Source organism: Microbacterium sp. NPDC058062 (assembly GCF_042885375.1).
In the GTDB taxonomy this organism is placed as follows: domain Bacteria; phylum Actinomycetota; class Actinomycetes; order Actinomycetales; family Microbacteriaceae; genus Microbacterium; species Microbacterium trichothecenolyticum_C.
In genome coordinates this window covers 151,248-171,559 of the sequence record NZ_JBHVSC010000003.1, presented here as the reverse complement: position 1 = coordinate 171,559, position 20,312 = coordinate 151,248, and the positions used below count along the sequence as shown (strand labels likewise).

19 protein-coding genes are annotated in these 20,312 nt (G+C 69.9%); 9 read left to right on the top strand and 10 right to left on the bottom strand.

What is annotated here, in order from left to right:
* Positions 1 to 194 precede the first annotated feature (194 nt).
* From ACFVSU_RS10005 to ACFVSU_RS09995, 3 genes are all read left to right on the top strand, one after another.
* Positions 195 to 1,676 carry an aldehyde dehydrogenase family protein gene (locus ACFVSU_RS10005; RefSeq protein WP_387141756.1) on the top strand — a complete coding sequence of 494 codons (1,482 nt, stop codon included), beginning with the start codon at positions 195 to 197 and terminating at the stop codon, positions 1,674 to 1,676.
* Positions 1,677 to 1,722: 46 nt separating this feature from the next.
* Positions 1,723 to 2,607 (top strand): PaaX family transcriptional regulator C-terminal domain-containing protein, encoded by an 885-nt coding sequence (locus ACFVSU_RS10000; protein WP_387141753.1) that lies wholly within the window; start codon positions 1,723 to 1,725, stop codon positions 2,605 to 2,607.
* Positions 2,608 to 2,702: 95 nt separating this feature from the next.
* Positions 2,703 to 5,075, top strand: a complete 2,373-nt coding sequence (locus ACFVSU_RS09995; RefSeq protein ID WP_387141747.1) for a DUF6351 family protein — start codon at positions 2,703 to 2,705, stop codon at positions 5,073 to 5,075.
* Positions 5,076 to 5,169: 94 nt separating this feature from the next.
* Here the strand turns inward: ACFVSU_RS09995 and ACFVSU_RS09990 are convergent, their stop codons facing one another.
* The 4 genes from ACFVSU_RS09990 to ACFVSU_RS09975 all read right to left on the bottom strand — a co-directional run bounded on the left by ACFVSU_RS09990 (position 5,170) and on the right by ACFVSU_RS09975 (position 9,053).
* Positions 5,170 to 5,751, bottom strand: a complete 582-nt coding sequence (locus tag ACFVSU_RS09990; protein ID WP_387141744.1) for a PadR family transcriptional regulator — start codon at positions 5,749 to 5,751, stop codon at positions 5,170 to 5,172.
* A gap of 132 nt (positions 5,752 to 5,883) precedes the next feature.
* A complete protein-coding gene (locus ACFVSU_RS09985) occupies positions 5,884 to 7,290 on the bottom strand; it encodes an aminomethyl transferase family protein (RefSeq protein WP_387141741.1) in 1,407 nt (468 codons plus the stop codon).
* Positions 7,291 to 7,359: 69 nt separating this feature from the next.
* A complete protein-coding gene (purU, locus tag ACFVSU_RS09980) occupies positions 7,360 to 8,235 on the bottom strand; it encodes a formyltetrahydrofolate deformylase (RefSeq protein ID WP_387141738.1) in 876 nt (291 codons plus the stop codon).
* The gene (locus tag ACFVSU_RS09975) at positions 8,232 to 9,053 is read right to left on the bottom strand and encodes a methylenetetrahydrofolate reductase (protein WP_387143466.1); all 822 of its coding nucleotides are present in this window, start codon (positions 9,051 to 9,053) and stop codon (positions 8,232 to 8,234) included. Before ACFVSU_RS09975 ends, purU begins: the two co-directional genes overlap by 4 nt.
* Positions 9,054 to 9,447: 394 nt before the next feature.
* On the opposite strand from ACFVSU_RS09975, the gene ACFVSU_RS09970 reads away from it, so the two are divergent.
* The 5 genes from ACFVSU_RS09970 to ACFVSU_RS09950 all read left to right on the top strand — a co-directional run bounded on the left by ACFVSU_RS09970 (position 9,448) and on the right by ACFVSU_RS09950 (position 13,831).
* The gene (locus ACFVSU_RS09970) at positions 9,448 to 10,440 is read left to right on the top strand and encodes an ABC transporter substrate-binding protein (protein ID WP_387141735.1); all 993 of its coding nucleotides are present in this window, start codon (positions 9,448 to 9,450) and stop codon (positions 10,438 to 10,440) included.
* Positions 10,441 to 10,532: 92 nt separating this feature from the next.
* Entirely contained in the window at positions 10,533 to 11,372 is an 840-nt protein-coding gene (locus ACFVSU_RS09965; RefSeq protein ID WP_387141732.1) for an ABC transporter permease, read from the top strand.
* On the top strand, positions 11,369 to 12,193 hold the full coding sequence (locus ACFVSU_RS09960; protein ID WP_387141729.1) for an ABC transporter permease: 825 nt from the start codon (positions 11,369 to 11,371) through the stop codon (positions 12,191 to 12,193). Before ACFVSU_RS09965 ends, ACFVSU_RS09960 begins: the two co-directional genes overlap by 4 nt.
* Positions 12,186 to 13,007, top strand: coding sequence for an ABC transporter ATP-binding protein (locus ACFVSU_RS09955; RefSeq protein ID WP_387141726.1), 822 nt, complete (start codon positions 12,186 to 12,188; stop codon positions 13,005 to 13,007). The genes ACFVSU_RS09960 and ACFVSU_RS09955 overlap by 8 nt, the downstream gene beginning before the upstream one ends.
* A complete protein-coding gene (locus tag ACFVSU_RS09950) occupies positions 13,004 to 13,831 on the top strand; it encodes a PaaX family transcriptional regulator C-terminal domain-containing protein (protein WP_387141723.1) in 828 nt (275 codons plus the stop codon). Before ACFVSU_RS09955 ends, ACFVSU_RS09950 begins: the two co-directional genes overlap by 4 nt.
* Positions 13,832 to 14,072: 241 nt before the next feature.
* Here the strand turns inward: ACFVSU_RS09950 and ACFVSU_RS09945 are convergent, their stop codons facing one another.
* From ACFVSU_RS09945 to ACFVSU_RS09920, 6 genes are all read right to left on the bottom strand, one after another.
* Positions 14,073 to 14,534, bottom strand: coding sequence for a DUF3237 domain-containing protein (locus tag ACFVSU_RS09945; RefSeq protein ID WP_387141720.1), 462 nt, complete (start codon positions 14,532 to 14,534; stop codon positions 14,073 to 14,075).
* Positions 14,531 to 16,054 (bottom strand): long-chain fatty acid--CoA ligase, encoded by a 1,524-nt coding sequence (locus ACFVSU_RS09940; RefSeq protein ID WP_387141717.1) that lies wholly within the window; start codon positions 16,052 to 16,054, stop codon positions 14,531 to 14,533. Before ACFVSU_RS09940 ends, ACFVSU_RS09945 begins: the two co-directional genes overlap by 4 nt.
* 45 nt (positions 16,055 to 16,099) lie before the next feature.
* Positions 16,100 to 16,552 carry a MaoC family dehydratase gene (locus ACFVSU_RS09935; RefSeq protein WP_387141714.1) on the bottom strand — a complete coding sequence of 151 codons (453 nt, stop codon included), beginning with the start codon at positions 16,550 to 16,552 and terminating at the stop codon, positions 16,100 to 16,102.
* 20 nt (positions 16,553 to 16,572) lie between these two features.
* The gene (locus tag ACFVSU_RS09930; RefSeq protein WP_387141710.1) at positions 16,573 to 17,763 is read right to left on the bottom strand and encodes an acyl-CoA dehydrogenase family protein; all 1,191 of its coding nucleotides are present in this window, start codon (positions 17,761 to 17,763) and stop codon (positions 16,573 to 16,575) included.
* Position 17,764: 1 nt separating this feature from the next.
* Entirely contained in the window at positions 17,765 to 18,652 is an 888-nt protein-coding gene (locus ACFVSU_RS09925; RefSeq protein WP_387141707.1) for an amidohydrolase family protein, read from the bottom strand.
* A gap of 77 nt (positions 18,653 to 18,729) precedes the next feature.
* Positions 18,730 to 19,659 carry an SDR family NAD(P)-dependent oxidoreductase gene (locus tag ACFVSU_RS09920; protein ID WP_387141704.1) on the bottom strand — a complete coding sequence of 310 codons (930 nt, stop codon included), beginning with the start codon at positions 19,657 to 19,659 and terminating at the stop codon, positions 18,730 to 18,732.
* 93 nt (positions 19,660 to 19,752) lie between these two features.
* Between ACFVSU_RS09920 and ACFVSU_RS09915 the strand changes: the two genes are divergently transcribed.
* Positions 19,753 to 20,217 carry a MarR family winged helix-turn-helix transcriptional regulator gene (locus ACFVSU_RS09915; protein WP_387141701.1) on the top strand — a complete coding sequence of 155 codons (465 nt, stop codon included), beginning with the start codon at positions 19,753 to 19,755 and terminating at the stop codon, positions 20,215 to 20,217.
* The last annotated feature ends 95 nt before the right edge of the window (positions 20,218 to 20,312 follow it).

Here is a 20,312-nt window from a genome sequence, read left to right as displayed (position 1 = left end):
CCGTGCACTGACACTATCTCGCGCGAAGCCGTTCAACGCGAAGAATCTCATACGAAATTCGCGCGAAAATCGTCGACAATCTTGATTCACGCGCATGGGAGAGGCACGCTGGGAGAGGTGTCGATCCGCGCCGACCCGAGGCGGATCCACGTTGGGCAACACGGAGAGGTGGGCGTTCCATGGGCGAGACGGCGATGGGGACTTCGGTCCGGACGGGCCTGTTCATCGGAGGTGAGGAGCGGTTCACCGAGGACGTGCTGACGATCCCCGATCCCGGCAAGCCGGGTGCGGTCGTGGGTGAGGCGGCGGCCGCGACGGAGTCGGATGTGAAGGATGCCGTCGCCGCGGCGAAGGCGGCATTCCCGGCGTGGGCGGCGCTCACGCCTCAGGAGCGCGCGGCCGCGATGGCCGAGGCGATCGCCGGGATCGCCGACGACCGCGACGAGGACGCCGCTGTCCTGTCACAGGAGAACGGCAAGATCCGCATGGAGGCGTGGATCGACGCGCTCGTGTTCGAGATCCGCTGGAACCTCGCGCTCATGCTCGCCGACGAGGTCGACGCGTCCAAGACGCTGCCGCCGATCCCCGGGGCGATCCCGGTGTCGACCGACGTCACGTACCAGCCGCTCGGCGTCGTGACCGTGATCGTGCCCTTCAACTGGCCGATCGCGATCCTCGGTGCCGCGCTGCCGCACGCCCTGCTGGCCGGCAACACCGCGATCGTGAAGCCGCCGCCCTCGGCGCCGCTGGCGACGACCCGCGTGGTGCAGCGCGTGGCCGAGAAGCTGCCGCCCGGCGTGCTCAACATCGTGACCGGGCGCGACCAGGACATGGCCGGTCTCATCCAGAGCCCCGACATCGCCAAGGTCTGCTTCACCGGATCGGTCAACGGCGGCAAGCGGATCATGGAGATGGCGTCGAAGACCCTGACCCGCGTCACCCTCGAACTGGGCGGCAACGATGCGGCGGTGTTCCTCGACGACGCGATCCTCGACGACGCCCACCTCGACCGCCTGTACGCGGCGATCTACGACACGACGGGCCAGATCTGCATGAACGCCAAGCGCGTCTTCGTGCACCGGTCGCGTGCCGACGAGCTCGTCGCGGGGCTGTCCGCCCGCCTCGAGGCGGCGAAGCTCGGCTACGGCCTCGACGAGGGCACCACGATGGGGCCGCTGCACCAGCCGGCGCAGAAGGCGTTCGTCGACGAGATCATCCAGGAGGCGAAGGATGCCGGCGCCGACGTCCGCGAGTTCGGCGACCTCCCCGGTGGCGACCTGGCCGGCGGCAACTTCGTCCGACCCGCGATCGTCGTCGACCCGTCGCTCGAGCTGCGCGTGGTGACGCAGGAGCAGTTCGGCCCGGTGATCCCGATCATCCCGTTCGACGACGAGGCCGAGGCCGTGCGCCTCGCCAACGACACATGGGGCGGCCTGTGCGGCTCGGTGTGGACGGCGTCGCCCGACGCGGCGCAGCGCGTCGGCTCGCAGCTGGAGTGCGGCTACGTGTGGGTGAACGACCACGGCGCGACCCGCCTCGACCTGCGCGCCCCGTTCGGCGGCATGAAGCAGTCGGGCTTCGGCCGCGAGCAGGGCATCGAGGGCGTCCGCGCCTTCCAGGACACCCGCTCGATCGCGACCCTCGACCCGGAGGTGCTCGCCTCGATGGCCCACTGACCCGCCGCGACGTCATCCCATCGGCGCCGGTGGGATGATGTCACGCATGACTCTCGCCGAGGACGGTGCCGGCTCGCCCGAGTTCCGCCGGGTATCGCCCGTTCGACAAGTGCTCACCGTCTTCGGCGACTACTGGTGGGGCGTCGAGCCGGCGCTCCCGACGGGGGCGCTGCTGACAGCCCTCACCGACCTCGGCCTCAAAGAGCCGGCGGCGCGCGCGACGCTCTCGCGCATGGTGCGCGGCGAGCTGCTGGAGGCCGAGCGCGCGGGCCGGCGGACCACTCATCGCCTGGCGCCTCGAGCCTTGGCGGTCGTCGATGAGGAGGCCGCCTGGCTGGAGTCGTTCGGACTGGTCGAGCCGGCGTGGGACGGGCTGTGGACCGTGCTCGCGTTCTCGATCCCGGAGTCCGAGCGGTCCTCTCGTCATCTCGCGCGTTCCCGGCTCCGCTGGCTCGGGTTCGCACCGTTGTACGACGGCGTATGGGTCTCGCCGCGTGACCGCGCCGCCGCGGCGATGTCCGAACTGCGCGACCTGGGCGTGAGCGATGTCACGGTCATGCGGGCGACCCTGGAGACGACGGTGGCCGGGGGAGCGCAGTCGGCGTGGAACCTCGATGACATCGCGGCCGAGTACCGACGGTTCGCCGCGGCGATAGGGTCGCCGCCTCCGGACGGGCCCGTCGTGGCGTTCGCCGAGCGCATGCGCCTCATGCTCGGCTGGCAGTCCTTCCGACTCCTCGACACCGGCATGCCGGCCGAACTGGTGCCGGCCGACTGGCCCCGCGTGGCGACCCGGCACGCGTGGGCGCAGCGATACAACGAACTCGGAGATGCGGCAGAAGACCGCTTCCGTGCTGTCGTCGCGGAGATCGACGCCGGGCTCGTCGAGCTCGTGACGCGGCGAAGGATGCCTGTGGAGGCTAATACTTAATCTTTCGTTGACGAGCGTCACGACTACTTCTACTCTGTCGCGTAGGAGGCAGCGCCGATGCTGCCGCCGTGACAACGACGTCGACGGAGGTTGCAATGAAGAGATCCAGAACAGGGCCGCTCGCGATGGGGGTGCTCGCCTCGGCGGGTCTGATCCTCGCCGGCTTGTCCCTGCCGACCGCGGTCAACGCCGCTCAGCCGGTCACGATCCAGATCGAATCGGGTCGCGCGGACAGCGTCTCGGGCGGCGACGCGCTGGTCTCGGTGGCCGGCGCTCGTGATGACTTCCGCGTCGTCTCCGCCGGCGTCGACGTGACCGAGGCATTCCATCCGGTCGACGGGCGCCTGATCGGGCTGGTCGAAGGCCTCCCGCTGGGCGTCAGCGAGATCCAGGTGACCAAGAAGAACGGTCAGGTGCAGGCGGCGCTCGAGGTCGAGAATCACCCCATCACGGGTCCGGTGTTCTCCGGGCCGCAGCATCCGATGTACTGCACGGCTTCCGGGTCGGCGTGGAATCTCGGTCCTGTGGACGAGGACTGCCACGTCGCCTCCACCTCGGTGACCTATCGCTACCGCACGACGGCCGGGCAGTTCGCGAACTACCCGACCGACGGGTCCACCCCGGCGAACCTGGCGACGACGACCGTCGACGGCACCTCGGTCCCGTACATCGTGCGCATCGAGCGCGGCACCATCAACCGCGGCGTGTACGAGACCGCCGTTCTCCACGTGCCGGGCGCCCCCGAGCCGGCGCCGTGGACGACCACCCCCGGCTGGAACGGCAAGCTCGTCTACACCTTCGGCGGTGCGTGCGGCGTCGGCTACTGGCAGGGCACCAGCACCGGCGGAGTGCAGAACGACCTCTTCCTCAGCCGCGGGTACGCCGTCGCATCCGCGACGTTCAACGTCTACGCGCAGAACTGCAACGACGTCACCAGCGCCGAGACCGCGATGATGGTCAAGGAGCACGTGGTCGAGCAGCTCGGCCCCATCGACTACACGATCGGCTCCGGCGGATCGGCGGGCACGATGCAGCAGCTGCTGCTGGCCAACAACTACCCGGGCATCCTCGACGGCCTCCTCGGCGAGATCGGCTACCCGGATGAGCGGTCGACGACGATCGGCGGCCACGACTGCCGCGGCCTGACCAACTACTGGAACTCGCCCACAGGCGCCGGCTGGACCAACGCCCAGAAGATCGCGGTCACGGGACACGCGGTTCCCGGCACGTGCAACGGCTTCACGCTGTTCGACGGCGTCGACGACCCGAACCGCGGCTGCAACGGGGCGATCCCGGTCGCCGACCGGTGGTCGCCGGCGAATCCTGGCGGCCTCCGCTGCACCATCGCGGACATGGTCAAGAACGTCTACGGGACGGATGCCGAGGGCCGTGGCCTGCGCGTGGAGCCCGACAACGTCGGTGTCCAGTACGGCTGGAACGCCGTGCAGAGCGGGGCGATCACCGTCGAGCAGTTCGTCTCGCTCAACGAGCAGGTCGGCGGCATGGGCGTGGACGGCAACCGCACGGCGGCGCGGTCGGAGGCGAGCGTCGAGGCGATCGAGCGCGCGTACGCCACTGGACGCATCAACATGATGACGGGCGGGCTCGCGTGGACCCCGGTGATCGAGATCCGCAACTACACCGACCCGACAGGAGACTTCCACGAACGCTACCGGTCGGCGATCATCCGGGAGCGCATGATCGCGGCCCACGGCGACGCCGGCACGCACGTCAACTGGACGGGCGCGAACATCGGGGCGAACACCAACCAGATGCGCATGGCCGCCCTCGACAAGCTCGAGGACTGGCTGGACGCGATCGAGGCGACGGGCGGCCCGGGTGACCGTGCCCGCACCGTGGCCGCGCGGCCGGCGGACCTCGTCGACGGCTGCTTCGACGCGCAGATGGCGTTCATCGCCGAGCCGCTCGACTACGACGACCCGTCGACGGCGTGCAACACGCTGTACCCCTACCACTCGCAGCCGCGGGCGGAAGCGGGCATGCCGCTGATCGCGGACGGCCTGAAGTGCGCGCTGACGCAGCCGGTGCGCGGGGACTATCCCGCGATGAGCGATGCGCAATGGGCGCGACTGCTCGCCACGTTCCCGTCGGGCGTGTGCGACTGGGATGAGCGGCCCCAGGGCTACACGGAGCTCGCGGGCACGTGGCTCGACTTCGGGACGACCGAGACGGTGACGGCGGCGACGCCGCAGGTGGTCGGAACGCCCCGCGTCGGCGACCAGGTGACCGCTCAGGTCGACGCGCCGGCGGGCGCCGTGGTCGCGTACCAGTGGATCGCGGACGGCTCGCCGATCCCCACGGCCACGCAGGCGTCGTTCGCCCCCACGGCCGATCTCGTCGGTGCGCAGCTCCGGGTGCGGGTGACCGTGTCGGCGGAGGACCGCGTCTCCCAGACGCTGCTGTCCGCCGAGACCCAGAAGGTGAAGAAGGCGCCGGGCAAGCCCTGACCCTCGCGCCGCATCCCCCGGGCCGACTCATCGGCCCGGGGGATGCGGCGTTCACACCGGGCGACCGAGATGGCGGCCCCGCGCAGGCCGCGGGTCAGGGCTCGAGGCGGTCGACGAGCGCGAGCCCGCGGCGGGCCCAGGCGATCTCGCCCTGGGCGCGCTCGACGAGACCCTCGTACGCGAAGCGCTTGTAGGCGATGGTGCGCTCGCGGTCGGCGTCGGCCGTCACCTCGAGGCGCCGGACCAGCATGGGGTTGGCGACCGCGTCGATGCGTTCGAGCTCGCCCTCCCACTGCGCCAGCTCGCCCTGCCACTGGGCGATGTGCCGTTCGAGAAATGTGCGCGCGTCCGCGGGGGAAGCGGCCTCGAGGTAGGCCGCGCGCAGGTGGGCGGGGTCACGCACGCGCTGGTAGTCGAGCGGAGAGCCCATCCAGTCGAGGAAGGCCTGCTCACCGGCATCCGTCACGTGGTACATCCGCCGCGTGCCGCGCTCGCCGCGCGTCTGCTCCTCGCCTTCGATGAGGCCGAGCTCCTCCATCTTGCGCAGTTCGGGATAGATCTGGGAGTCGGGCGCGTGCCATACGTGGCCGACCGACTGGTGGAACTGCTTCTGCAGGTCGTAGCCCGACAGCGGGCCGACCCGCAGGATCGCCAGCAGTGCGTAGCGCAGACTCATCGGATGCTCTCCTTCCTCGCCCGAGGGTAGCGGGCCGAAGACGGTGAGACCCCAGTCGACGGACGAGACCGCGGGGGTTTCACCCACGGTCTCGTCCGCCAGCTGGGGTCTCAGCGGTAGTGCGGTGGTCGGTCAGGCCGGCTGGTACTGCGTGCGCCAGCCGCCGTGATAGGTCTGGCGGGCGACCGTCGAGTACGGCACGGGCGAGACGACCGCGCGGACCTCGAGCTGCTGGTGCGGCTCGACGGAGGCCTTCGTGGTGCCGCCGTTCGGCTCTCCCCACACGACCGTCACCTCGGCGCCCTCGGGCACATCGGGGTTGACCGTCGCCAGCGACAGCGCGCGCTTCTCGTTCGCGCTGTAGCCGGTGAACATCGAGAATCCGACGTTGTTGCCGTCGGCATCGGTCACCGCGTCGTAGTTCGCCGAGCCGTAGTTCGCCAGGGGCAGGTCGAAGAACTTGTAGCTCTCGCCCTCGGTGTCGAAGAGCGAGGTGAAGATCTTCGTGACGTCCTCGGCGTTCCAGGCGAGCGTGACCTTGCGGCGCTGCGTGGCGGGGTCGATCTGCTCCAGGGCGTCGCGGCCGATGAAGTCGTGGTCGAACTTCACGAACGAGCCGTAGCCGAGCTCCCACGGGGTCAGGTAGTAGTCCGAGATGTCATCCGACACGAACGAGCCGGCGAGGGTGCCGGTCGCCTCGTAGCTGTCGACGCCGAGCCATTCGCGGTACCCGCGTTCGGCCTCGCCCGAGTAGATCGCGGGCAGCGGCGACGGGATCCAGCCCGACTCCAGCGTGTTGGACGGATAGGCGCGCGAGCCGACCGGGACGAGCCCGAACTCGGCGCCCGCCTCGACGATCAGGTCGCGCACGCGGTGGTGGTCCTCGTACGGACCCCACACCTCGAGGCCGGGGGCACCGGCCATGCCGTGGCGGAGCGTGCGGACGTTCACGCCGCCGATCTGCATCTCGGACATGCTGAAGAACTTCAGCTGCTCGAGCGGCCCGCCGTTGAGTTTCTCGATGACGTTCCACGCCGCCGGACCCTGGATCTGGAACCGGTAGTAGCGGCGGCTCACCGCGTCGCCGTACGGACGCGAGGGCGAGCGGCGGTCGACGGCGATGTCGAGGTTCGAGTAGCCGCCCGTCTCGCCGTGGTACAGCAGCCAGTTCGACGCGGGTGCCCGACCGACGTAGACGTACTCGTCCTCGGCCTCGTGGAAGAGGATGCCGTCGCCGATGACGTGGCCCGACGCGGTGGTCGGCACATACTGCTTGGCACGGTTCACCGGGAAGGTCGCGACGGAGTTGATGGCCGTGTCGGAGATCAGCCGGATCGCGTCCGAGCCCTTGAGGAACACATTGTCCATGTGGTGCGACTGGTCGTAGAGCACGGCCGTGTCACGCCAGGCGCGCTGCTCCTTGATCCAGTTCTGGAAGTCCGCAGGGACCACCGGGTAGATGTACGAGCCGATCTGCGAGTTGCGCAGCATCTCGACGGCGTTCTGCGCGTCGAGCAGCTCCTGCAGATTCTTCGCCATGGGGAACCTCTCTGTTCGTGGGATGGAGTTCGGGGATGACGGATGCCTCGGCGCGAGGCATCCGTTCGATCAGGTGAAGACGATGGTGTGGTTGCCGTGTCGGATGACGCGGTCTTCGGCGTGCCACTGGACGGCGCGGGAGAGCACCGCGCGCTCGACGTACGCGCCGCGGGCCTGCAGGTCGGCGGCGGTCATCGCGTGGGTGACGCGGGCGACGTCCTGCTCGATGATCGGGCCCTCGTCGAGGTCCTCGGTGACGTAGTGGCTGGTCGCACCGATGAGCTTGACGCCCCGTTCCTTCGCCTTGCGGTAGGGCGCCGCGCCGATGAACGCGGGCAGGAACGAGTGGTGGATGTTGATCACCGGCACCCCGACGTTCTCGAGGAACGAGTCGGAGAGGATCTGCATGTAGCGGGCCAGCACGACGAAGTCGACGTTGCCCTTCAGCAGCTCGACGATCTTCGCCTCGGCGGCGGACTTGTCGGGTCCCTGCGACGGCACGTGGAAGAACGGGATGCCGAAGCTGCGGACGTCTTCCGCGGTGTTGGTGTGATTCGAGATCACCATCGGGATGGTGACGGGGAGCTCTCCGCGGCGGTGGCGCCACAGCAGTTCGAGCAGGCAGTGGTCGCTCGTCGAGGCGAGGATCGCCATGCGCTTGGGGATGGACTGGTCGGTGATCCGCCATTCCATGCCGAGGGGCCCGAGCGTGTCGTCGAGGTCGGCCTCGATAGCCGGCAGGGCGGCCTGCAGGTCGGGGCGGTGGAACACGACGCGCTGGAAGAACTCACCGCCCTCGGGGTTGTCGGAGTACTGGTCGAGCGTCACGATGTTGCCCTCGTTGCGGGCCACCAGCGCCGTCACCGCGGCGACGATGCCCGAGCGGTCGGGGCCGTGCACGATCAGGCACGCATGATCGCGTCGCACATCGAGGTGGGTCGTCATCGGCGCGCCCCGGACGACTGCGCGGCGACGAACTCGCGCGCCCACTGCGAGGTCGCGGCGAGGCCTCCGAACGTGTAGAAGTGCAGCTTCACGTCGCCCGACTTCGGATCCTCGGCCAGCAGAGTGGCGAGGTCCGACACGAAGCGGTCGGGACCGGCGGTGCCCATGAGGTTCGTGAGCGAGAATCCGTACTTCTTCACGATCATGGCGTTCGCGCCGATGCCGAAGCGGCGGGCGAAGCCGAGCAGCCGCTTGATGCCGGCAGGGCCGGGCGTGCCGATGCGGATCTGCGCGTCGATCCCCCGGGCGCGCACCGCGTCGATCCACGTCATCACGGGATCGGTGTCGAACGCGAACTGGGTCAGGATCACGGCATCCATTCCCTGCTGCGCGAGCGCGAGCGCCTTCTCGTCGAGGTGACTCCAGAGCACGTCGTCGGAGATGTCGGGGTGACCCTCGGGGTAGCCGGCGATCGAGACCTCGCGCACCCCGAACTTCTGCAGCACGCCCGAGCGGATCACGGTGAGCGAGTCCGGGTACGGGCCCTCGGGCTCGGCCGGGTCGCCGCCGACGGCGAACACGTGCTCGGTGGCGCCGACCTCCTGCAGCCGGCCGAGGAACTCCTCGAGCTCGTCCTGCGAGCGCAGCCGGCGGGCAGAGAGGTGGGGGACCGGCACGAAGCCCATCTCCTTGACCGCCTTCGCCGCGGCGACGCGCATCTCGAGGTCCTCGTTGCCGAGGAAGGTCACGTTGATCTTCGTCCCCTGCGGGATCATGTCGCGCGCCTCTTCGAGCCCGGCGATGTCCTTGCCGGTCATTTCGAGCGAGAAGCCGTCGACGAGAGCTGCGGCCTGCGGGGAGACGGGAGTCTGGTGTGCCACTGATCGAGGTCCTTTCCTCGGCGCGGGCGCCTTCGCACCGCGGGGAGTGATGTCAGATTACCTATGGCCATAGGTAATGGCAATAGCCAATGGTTGGCGATGCTCTGCCATCCTCCGGCGCTGCGAGTCCCGGCTGCAGGGGTCTTTCCGATGAACGGATGCCGTGGGCCATTGTTCAAGAAAATCGTGACGGGCGTCACAAAACAGTTGACAATGATTCGCGTCTGGCGGACGATGACTTATGTCCGGCACGCCGCGGTGAGGACTCCGACTCCCGTTGGACGGAACCCCGGCCGCCGGCATCCCCCGCACCGTCACGAGAGGCCCGTCAATGAAGAAGAGTCTTGTCACGCTCGGCGTTCTCGCCGCAGCCGCGCTCGCCCTGAGCGGCTGCACCGATTCCGCCGCCGACCCCGAGTCCACCTCCACCTCGACCGGCGACGCCGGCGGCTCGGGCGAGCTCACCGCCGTGCGCGTCGCCGCTCTTCCCATCGCCGAGACAGGCGCGCTGTGGGCGGCCATCGACGAGGGCATCTTCGAGGAGCACGGCCTCGAGATCGAGGTCGTGCCCGCCCAGGGCGGTGCGAACGCGATCCCCGCGCTGCTCAGCGGCGACATCCAGTTCGCCATCGGCCAGCCGTTCGGTCCCATCCGCGCCGACCAGCAGGACCTCGGCGTCGTGATCGTCGGCAATTACGCGAACAGCCTCGCGGACGGGACCGACGTCAACGCGGTGGTCGCGCTAGGCGATTCCGGCATCACCCGGCCGGCGGACCTCGCCGGCAAGAAGGTGTCGGTGAACACCATCGGCGCCGCCGGCGACCTGACGATCCGCAAGGCCGTGCAGGACGACGGCGGAGACCCCTCGACGATCGAGTTCGTCGAGGTCGCCTTCCCGGACGTTCCGGCGCAGCTCGAGGCGGGCACCATGGACGCCGCGTGGGCGCCCGACCCGTTCCGCGCGATGGTCGTCGGTGGTGGGGGCGTGTCGGTCGTGCAGCCGTACCAGGCGACGATCCCGGGACTCTCCGTGCTCACGAACATCACGACGCAGGCGCTCATCGACGAGGATCCCGACCTCGTGAAGGCGTACTCCGAGGCGATGACCGAGGCGCTGGACTGGGCGGCTGACAACGAGGATGCGGTGCGCGCCGCAATCGCGACCAACCTCGACATCCCGGAGGAGGCCGCGGCGGGCATCACGCTCCCGACCTTCACGTGGGACCTCGCCGGCGCCGGCATCGAGGACCTCGGCGCACTCGCCGTCGAGTTCGCCTACATCGATGCCGAGCCCGACTACGACCGCCTGCTCCAGCAGCAGTAGCCACCCGAGCGAGGGGACGGATGCCTCGGCCCGAGGCATCCGGTCCTCCCGCGCCCGTTCGGCCCCTCGCCTCCACCAGATCGGACCCGTCGATGGCCACCGCTGACGCTCCCCTGATCGTCGCCACGCCGCCGCGCCCGCGCAGCGCGCGAAGGTCGCGCACGCTGCGCAAGGTCGCGCTGGGCGTCGCGGGAATCCTCGGGTTCCTGATCACCTGGCAGCTGCTGCCGACGCTGGGGATCGTCGATCCGCGCTACTTCCCGTCGGCGACCACGACGCTCGCCGAGCTCGGCCAGCAGATGCGGGACCTCGAGTTCTGGCGCAACGTGGGGCGCACGATGACCGCGTGGGGCATCGGCCTCGTGATCGCCACCGTGCTGGCGACGGTGCTCGGCACCGTCATCGGGCTCGTTCCATTCCTCCGCCGGGCGACCCACACGACCGTGGAGTTCCTGCGACCGATTCCCTCGGTGGCGCTCATCCCTCTCGCGATCCTCCTGTTCGGCCTGCGGATCGAATCCGCGCTCGTCATCATCGTCTACGCCAGCTTCTGGCAGGTGTTCATCCAGGTCCTCTACGGCGTCGCCGACGTCGACACGGTCGCCCGCGACACGGCGCGCAGCTTCGGGCTGTCGCGCGGGTCGCGCATCGTCAACCTGGTCTTGCCGACGGCGCTGCCCTACCTCATGACGGGCCTCCGCCTCGCGGCCGCGGTCGCGCTGATCCTCGCGATCACCGCCGAGATGTTCATCGGCAATCCCGGGCTCGGTCGCGAGATCGTGTTCGCGCAGTCTGCGGGCGACTGGCCGGCAGTGTACGCCCTCGTCATCGTCACGGGTCTGCTCGGGCTCATCATCAACCTCATCTTCCGCGCGATCGAGCGCCGGTCGCTCGCGTGGCATCAGTCGGTGAGAGGGGAGGAAGTGCTGTGACCCTCTACACGAGCACCGTCGTGACCCCGCGCCGCCGACCGAGCGTCTGGGCGAAGATCGGTGAGAACACGCTCTACGCCATCGGGCTGCCGCTCGTGCTGCTGGTGATCTGGGGCATCTGGGCGACGCTTGCGCCCGCGAAGTTCTTCCCCGCGCCGATGGAGATCCTCGACGCCTTCGTCGACACGTGGGTCGGCCCCGCCTTCGTGACCGATGTGCTGCCGAGCCTCGGCCGGCTCGCCATCGGCATCGTCGTCTCGATCGTGGTCGGCATCGTGGCCGGGACGGTCATCGGCCTCAACCGGTGGCTCCGCGAGCTGCTCGAGCCGATGCTGGAGTTCTTCCGCGCCGTGCCGCCTCCGGTGCTCCTGCCCATCGTGGTGGTGCTGATGGGTCCCACCGACGCCATGAAGATCGTGGTCATCGTCGTGGGCTCGGTATGGCCGATCCTGCTCAACACCATCGAGGGCGTGCGCGCCACCGACTCGGTGATGACGGAGACCGCGCGGTCGTTCGCACTGACCTCGGGGGAGCGCCTGCGCTACCTCGTGCTCCCCGCCGCCAGCCCGCGCATCATGGCGGGCGTGCGGCAGTCGCTCTCGATCGCGCTGATCCTCATGGTGATCTCCGAGCTGGCGTACTCGTCGTCAGGCCTCGGCTATCGAATCGTCTTCTTCCAGCGCAACTACCTCATCGCCGAGATGTGGAGCGGCATCCTGCTGCTCGGTCTCATCGGTGTCCTGCTCGCGACGATCTTCGGTCTCGTCGAACGACGCGTGCTGCGCTGGTATCACGGAATCAAGGAGGTGGAGCGTGCCTGACTCGCTTCGAACAGCACAGACGCTCTTGAACGTCGAGCACCTGCGCAAGGTCTACGAATCGTCGACCGGCAGCGTCGAGGCCATCGGCGACATCGGATTCCAGATGAATGCCGGTGAGCTGGTGTGCATCGTCGGCCCCTCCGGGTGCGGCAAGACGACGCTGCTGAAGTGCATCGCAGGCCTGCTCAAACCGACCTCGGGGGTCGTGGAGCTCGGCGGCCGCCGCGTCACCGCACCGCCGCCGAACATGGCACTCGTGTTCCAGGAGTACGGCCGCAGCCTGTATCCCTGGCTGACCGTGCGCGGAAATGTCGAGCTGCCGCTGAAGCACAAGAAGCTCGCGCGCGGCGAGCGGGACCGGCTGGTCGACGACGCGCTCGCGGCCGTCGGCCTCGATCACGCGAAGGGCAGCTACCCGTGGCAGCTGTCGGGCGGCATGCAGCAGCGCGTGGCGATCGCGCGTGCGGTGGCGTACCAGCCCGAGGTGCTCATCATGGACGAGCCGTTCGCCGCGGTCGACGCGCAGACGCGCGCCGACCTCGAAGACCTCGTGCGAGCTCTGCACCGCGAGCGCGGCATGTCGATCCTGTTCGTCACGCACGACATCGACGAGTCCGTGTACCTCGGCGAGCGGGTCATCGTGCTGTCGAAGTCGCCGACGTGGGTGCAGGAGGATCTCGTGATCGACCTCGCCCCCGAGCGCGACCAGATCACGACACGATCGCTGCCCCGGTTCACGGAGCTGCGCACCCACGTGTACGAGCAGATCCAGCGCGCCAAGCGCGGCGAGGCCGTGCGCCCGGAGGTCGCGTGAGCGTCGTCCCCTCCGCCGACGCGTCGGTCCTCACGCGCAAGCCGCGTCAGCTGCTGCTGGCGTTCTTCGGTGAGTTCGTGTGCGACCGCTACTTCGAGCCGCTCCGCGCGAGCGTGCTGATCGGCGTCCTCGAGAGCGCCGGCGTCGCGGCGTCGGCCGTGCGCACGAACCTCGACCGCATGGTCGAGAGCGGGATGCTGGAGCGGCGACGCCTGGGTCGCGAGATCGGATTCGAACTCACGACGCACGGCAGCGAGGTCCTGCGCGAGGCATCCGGTCGCGTCAACGGTCCGGCTCCGTTCGAGCCCCAGGGCGAGGGGTGGACCCTGGTGACCTTCAGCGTGCCGGAGCACCTGCGCGACCTGCGCCATCGGCTGCGGGCGGCGCTCACCTGGTCCGGCTTCGCCGTGCTGCGCGACGGCCTGTGGATCGCACCGGGAGCGGTGGATCTCGCGGCGGCGCTCGGGGCGATCATCCCCGATCTGCCGGCCGGCTCGGTCAGCGGATTCTCGGCGACGGAGCTCGACGGATTCCCGATGGCCGAGGCCGTCCGCGTCGCCTGGGACATCGAGGGCATCCGCGCGGCCCATGAGGAGTTCATCGCGCACTGGGAGCGTGAGGATGCGGCATCCGACCTCCCCGCCGTCACCGGGCGCACGCTGCTCGTCGCCGACTGGCTGGCCCTGCTGCGCGCCGACCCCCGCCTGCCCCGCCAGTACATGGGCGACGACTGGCCGGCGGACCGTTCGTTCGAGCTCTTCACGCGGCGGCACCGCGAGTTCGCCTTCCCCGCGGTGCGCGACTTCGCCGGCCTCGTGGCCTGAGCGGATGCCCCGCAGCGGGTCGCAGCATCCGTCTCCGCCGCTCGCCCTTCGCCCTTCCACCCCTGCTTCAACAGGTCAACCGGGGTTCTGCAGGATGGCGATGCCCCGGGGCCGCCTGTGGAAGCGCGGTTGACCTGTTGAAGGGGTGCGGTGGTGCGCGCGGAGTTCACCTGGTCGTGGGGTGATGGCTCGCCGGGGCGAGTGGCGGCGAGGACTCGGATCGCGGGGCGCGAAGGCCGCGTCAGGTGACGCGGTACGCCACGTAGCGCACGCGGTTCGCCTCGCGGATGTACGACGCGAGGTACACCGCGCGCTCGAACTCGGGGTGCGCGGCGCACTCGAGGGTGAGCACGGCGCGGAAGTAGTAGTCGCCGGGGTCCACGTCGTCGCCGCGGAGCAGCGCCTCGAGCACGGCTGGATCGCCGCTGCGCACCCCCTGGGCGCGGATGTAGAGGAGGGACCCGTCGTCGCCGAGCGCGCTGTAGCGGCCGTCGATCTCGATCGACCCGTCGGCGCGCACGGTCTGCCAGTCGGCGCCGCCGGAGAGGATCGTGCCGGTGAAGTCGCCGGTGATCGTTCCGCCGACCACCGGGATGATGCGGCGGTGGCCGGCGCGCGTCATGCCGTGGTCCTCGAGCGGGCCGAGGTCGGCGACGACCTCGAAGGCGCGCTCGAGCGACGGCACGGGCGGTTCGTGCGTCATCGGCTCTCTCCGTAGCGGGCGCGGAGGTCGGCCTTGCGGACTTTGCCGGATGCCGTGCGCGGCAGGTCCTCGACGACAACGACGTTCTTGGGCAGCTTGTAGCGGGCGAGCAGGCCGTCGAGGTGCGCGCGGACGATCTCGGTGTCGACCTCGGCGCCTTCGCGGAGCGTGACGACCGCCCACGGCACCTCGCCCCAGCGTTCATCTGGAACGCCCACCACGGCGACGCCCGAGATGCCCTCGATGTCGGCGATGAGGTTCTCGACCTCGGCCGGGTAGATGTTCTCGCCGCCCGAGATGATCATGTCCTTCAGGCGGTCGGAGATGTACAGGTACCCGTCGGCGTCGAGATAGCCGAGGTCGCCCGAGCGGAACCACCCGTCGGGGCTGAACGCGGCAGCTGTCGCCTCCGGCAGCCCGTGGTACCCGAGGAAGACGTTGGGGCCCGCGACCTCGATCTCGCCCACCGTGCCCCGCGGCACGACGTCGCCGTGCTCGTCGGTGATGCGCACCTCGGTGAAGAAGTGCGGCAGGCCCACGCTGCCCTGCTTCTCGCGGGTCATCGTGGGTGGGAGCGACGTCGCGCCGGGCGAGGTCTCGGTCATGCCGTAGCCCTGCGAGAACGACAGCCCGCGCTCCTCGTAGGCGTTGAGGATACGAGTGGGGACGGCGGATCCGCCGCACGTGAGCTTCCGCAGGGTCGACAGGTCGGTGGATGCCCACGACGGGTGGTCGGCCATCAGCTGGTACGTCGTGGGCACGCCGCTCAGCATCGTGATCCCGCGCTCCTGGATGAGGGCGAGGGCGCGGCCCGGCTCGAAGCCCTTCTCGAGCACGAGCGTCGCGCCCTTCAGGAGCACCGGCAGCGCGCCCATGCCGAGCGAGGCGACGTGGAAGAGCGGCGAGATCATGAGCGACACGTCGGTCGAGACGACGTCGTAGTCCACGATGCAGTTGAGCGCGACCCACGTGAGGTTGCCGTGGGTGAGCACAGCTCCCTTCGGGCGCCCGGTGGTGCCGGACGTGTAGATGATGGCCGCCGGATTCTCGAGCGCGACCTCGGCCATGGTGTGCCCGCCCGGCGCCTCTGCGGTGAGCCGCGCGAGGCCGGGGTGCTCGGGCAGGCCTTCACCGGTGACGATGACGTGCGCGATCCGGCCTGCCTCGACGCCCGGCATCGCCCGCTCGAGGAACTCCGGGTCGAGGACGACGGCCCGCGCCCCGGCGTCGACGAGCACGTGCTGCACCTCGGGGGCCGCCAGGCGGGTGTTGACCGGCACGAACACCGCCCCGAGCTGCGCGGCGCCGAACATGACCTGCAGGAACTGCGGGCTGTTCTCGCCGATGTACGCCACGGCGTCGCCGCGGCGGATGCCGCGGTGCCAGAGCGCGGCGGCCACCCGGTCGGCGGCGTCCGCGAGCTCGCGATACGTGAGCTCGGCGTCGCCGAAGACGACGGCGATCTTCTCGGGGTCCTTCAGGCGCCGTTTGGCCAGCCAGAACCCGATCCCCTGGTGCATCGTTGCGGTGTCCTCTCCCTCGAGGATGCGGCCTGCGAGGCCGGGTCAGGCGTAGAAGCGGTACAGGCCGCGGGCGACGACGGCGGGCTTGCCGCCGCCTTCGATCTCGATGGTCTGATCGACGGCGAATTGGTAGCCGCCCGCGACCTCGGTGACCTCGGCGATGACCGCGCCCCCGCGCACACGTGCGCCCACCTTGACCGGCGACACGAAGCGCACCTTGTCGAGGCCGTAGTTGACGCGCGTGCTCACGCCGGTGACGTCGAACAGCTCCGACCAGAACTTCACGGTGAGCGACAGCGACAAGAAGCCGTGCGCGATGGCGCCGCCGAACGGGCCGTCGGCCGCGCGCTCGGGGTCGACGTGGATCCACTGGTGGTCGTCGGTGGCGTCGGCGAAGAGGTTCACGCGCTCCTGTGTGACCTCGAGCCACTCGGTCCAGCCGAGATCGGTGCCGGCGAGGCCGGCGACGTCGGCGTAGTCGACGGTGGTGGTCATGGGTTCTCCTTCGATGGGGTTCAGGCGAATGCCGAGGCGCCCGTGAGGGCGCGGCCGACGATGAGTGCGTTGATCTCGTGCGTGCCCTCGTACGAGTACACGGCTTCCGCGTCGGCGAAGAACCGGGCGACGTCGTGCTCGAGCAGGATCCCGTTTCCGCCGAGCACCTCGCGGCCGAGGGCGACGGTCTCGCGCGCGAGGCGAGCGGTCTGCAGCTTGGCGAGCGCGGAGTTCTCGTCGGCGTACTCGCCCTGGTCTTGCCGGGCCGACAGCTGCACGACGAGTGCCAGCGAAGCCACGGTGTTGCCGAGCATGCGGGCGAGCTTCTCCTGCACGAGCTGGAAGCCGCCGATGGGCCGATCGAACTGATGCCGCTCGCGGACGTACCGCACGGTCGCGTCGAGCGCGCCCGCCTGAAGTCCGGCCGCGATCCACGCCACGTCCGAGCGCATCGCGCGGAGGATCCGCGCCACGTCGCGCCAGCCGTTCACGTTCTCGAGGCGCTCGGCCTCGGTCACGCGCACGCCGTCGAGGGTGATCACCGCGTTCTGCATCGGCCGCAGCGCGACCTTGCCGCCGATCGCCTCGAGCCGTACGCCCGTCGCGTCGGTCGGCACGAGGAAGGCCTTGACGGCGTGGTCGTCGACGTCGCGGGCGAACACGACGAGCACATCGGATGCCGCGGCCCCGCCGATCCACTTCTTGCGGCCATCGATCACCCACGCGTCGCCTTCACGGCGCGCAGTGGTGGCGAGTCCGCCCGCGATGTCGGACCCGTGCTCGGGCTCGGTGAGCGCGAAGACGCCCCTGAGATCGAAGCTGCGCACGCGCGGGTCGAGCTCCGCCGCCTGCGCGGGCGACCCGCCCAGCGCGATCGCGGTGCGGAAGAGCCCCGACTGCGCGTTGTACAGCGTCGCGATCGACACGTCGGTGCGCGCCAGCACATAGTTGCGGAAGCCCGAGTACATGGACGACGCCGCCTCCGCAGCATCCACCCCCTCCGGCCGCATGAGGTCGAGGGGGATGAGTGCGTCGAGCACCTCGGGCGGCATGGTCGCCGTCTCCCACGCCTCGGCGAGGAGGGGACGGATGCTGCTCTCCAGCGTCTGCTGAAGACGCCCGAGCGCTGCCCGCGCGGCGGGGCTCAGATGCGCGGCCGCGATCGCGTACGGGTCGAACCCGAACGTCGCATCCGCCTCGAGTGCGGGCATGTCAGCCTGCCAGCCCGAGCAGCCGCACCGCGTTGTCCTTCAGGATGCCGGGCATGACCCCGGGCTTGAACGAGCCGGCGGTCTCGGCATCCCGCATCCAGCGGTCGGGGGTGAGCAGGGGGAAGTCGGAGCCGAACAGCACCCGGCTCTTGAGATACGAGTTCGCGGCGCGCACGAGCGACTCGGGGAAGTACTTCGGGCTCCAGCCCGACAGGTCGATCCACGTGTTGTGTTTGTGGGTCGCAACCGACAGGGCTTCGTCCTGCCAGGGCACCGACGGGTGGGCCATGATGATCTGCAGCCCAGGGAAGCGGGCAGCGACCGGGTCGAGCAGCATAGGATTCGACAGGCCCAGCAGCAGTCCGCGCCCGCCCGGCAGGCCCGCGCCGATGCCGGTCTGGCCGGTGTGGAAGAGCGCCACGACGCCCGCGTCCTGCAGCGTCTGGTACAGCGGCGAGTAGGCCGGGTCGGACGGGTCGAAGCCCTGCACCGTGGGGTGGAACTTGAAGCCGCGCACGCCGTGGTCCTCGATGAGGCGGCGGGCGTCGTCGACCGCGGTCGGCGAGAGCGGGTCGACGGAGCCGAAGGGGATGAGCACGTCGTTGTTGCGGGCGGCGCCCTCGGCGATGTCGGCGCTAGAGATCGGTGCGTGCCCGAAGTTGGTTCGCGCGTCGACCGTGAACACGACGGCCGCCATCTGCCGCTCGCGGTAGTACGCGGCCACGCCGTCGAGGTCGGGGTTGGGCCCGTCGGTGCTGAAGTAGGTCGCCGCGGCGTCGCGCAGATCGTCGGGCAGCGACGAGTGCCCGTGGTGGTCGACCTCGATGTGCACGTGCACGTCGATCGCGGTGATCGCATCGAGGTCGATCGCGGGTTCATAGCGGGTCATGTCGGGTGTCCTCAGGGGTCAAGGACCGGTCCCTGAGCTCGTCGAAGGGCGCTTCGACACGCTCAGCGACCGGTGGATCACGAGCGCTGCAGCTCCTCGGGGAGCGGCGGGAACTTCTCGCCCACCGACTGGAGCGGCCCTGCGGCGTCGGCGAAACCGGACGCGAGGTCGTCGTACGACCAGCCGCCGTCGCTGTAGGCCGTGGCGACCGCCTCGGGGTGCGACCACAGCTGCAGCCGGTCGCCGCCGATGCCGATGGCCTGACCGGTGACGGCGGCGGCAGCATCCGATGCGAGGTACGCGATGAGTCCCGCGACGTCGTCCGACGTGCCGAACCCGAGGTCGTGTCGGAAGAACGCGGGCATCGGCTCGCCCGCCGCATCGGCCTCGACGGCCGCGGCGAAGTACGGCACGGTCGCCGTCATCGCGGTCGCGGCGACGGGGATGACCGCGTTCGCGGTGATGCCGGCGCGCTTGAGCTCGAGCGCCCACGTGCGCACCATGCCGACGATGCCGGCCTTGGCGGCGGCGTAGTTGGTCTGGCCGAAGTTGCCGCGCTGGCCGGTGGGGGAGCCGATGCAGATGATGCGGCCCGCGACCTCGTTCTCGCGCATCCAGCTCGCGGCCTCGCGCACACAGGTGAAGGTGCCGCGCAGATGCACGTTGATGACGGTGTCGAAGTCGTCGTCGCTCATCTTCCACAGCACCGTGTCGCGCAGCACGCCCGCGTTGGTGACCAGGATGTCGAGGCGCCCGAACGTGTCGACTGCCGTGCGCACCAGCTGCTGCGCGGTCTCGGTGGGACCGACGGGCAGGGCCACCGCGACCGCGCGCCCGCCTTCCGCCTCGATCGTGGCGACGGCCTCGGCGGCCGTGGCCTCGTCGACGTCGTTGATCACGACGGCGGCGCCCTGGCGGGCGAGCTCCTGGGCGTAGGCGAGGCCGAGGCCGCGGCCAGAGCCCGTGACGATGGCGACCTTGCCCTCGAGCGGTGCGTGCGATGACATGCGTGAACTCCTTCGTGTCGGATCCATTGAAGACCCAACTGTTGAGAAAGTCAATCATTCCGTTCATCCATGAATTCGACTAGCATCGTGGGCATGCCGAAGACCGCTGACACCGTCGCCCCTAAGGGGCTGCGGGCGTCGGCGCTCACCGACGACGTGAGCTTTCTGCTCGCGCGCGCGAACGCCATCGCGCTCGCCGCGGGCAACGCCGCCCTGGCCGAACACGGGCTGAAGGCGCGCTCGTACTCCGTGCTGGTGCTGACGTCGGGTGAGGCCCGGCCGTCGCAGCGCGAGCTCGCCGAGTTCCTCCGGCTCGACCCGAGTCAGGTGGTGAGTCTCGTCGACGAGCTGCAGTCGCGCGGCCTCGTCGAACGCAAGCCCGATCCGGCCGATCGGCGCGCCAACGTCGTCGTCGCGACCGATGCCGGCCGCGCGCTCGTCGGGCAGGCGCGCGAGTCGGCCCGGGCGGCCGAGGAGCGCGTGCACGCCGACCTCTCGGAGTCAGACCGCGCGACGCTCGCCACACTGCTGCGTACGGTCGCCTTTCCCGGGGAGTGAGCGCGGGCCGCGGCATCCGTCCCGCGTTCGTGGGTCACAACGCGCGGGGTGGGCGCGTCGATCCCGCGTGTTGCGCCACCCGAACGGCGGCGGCC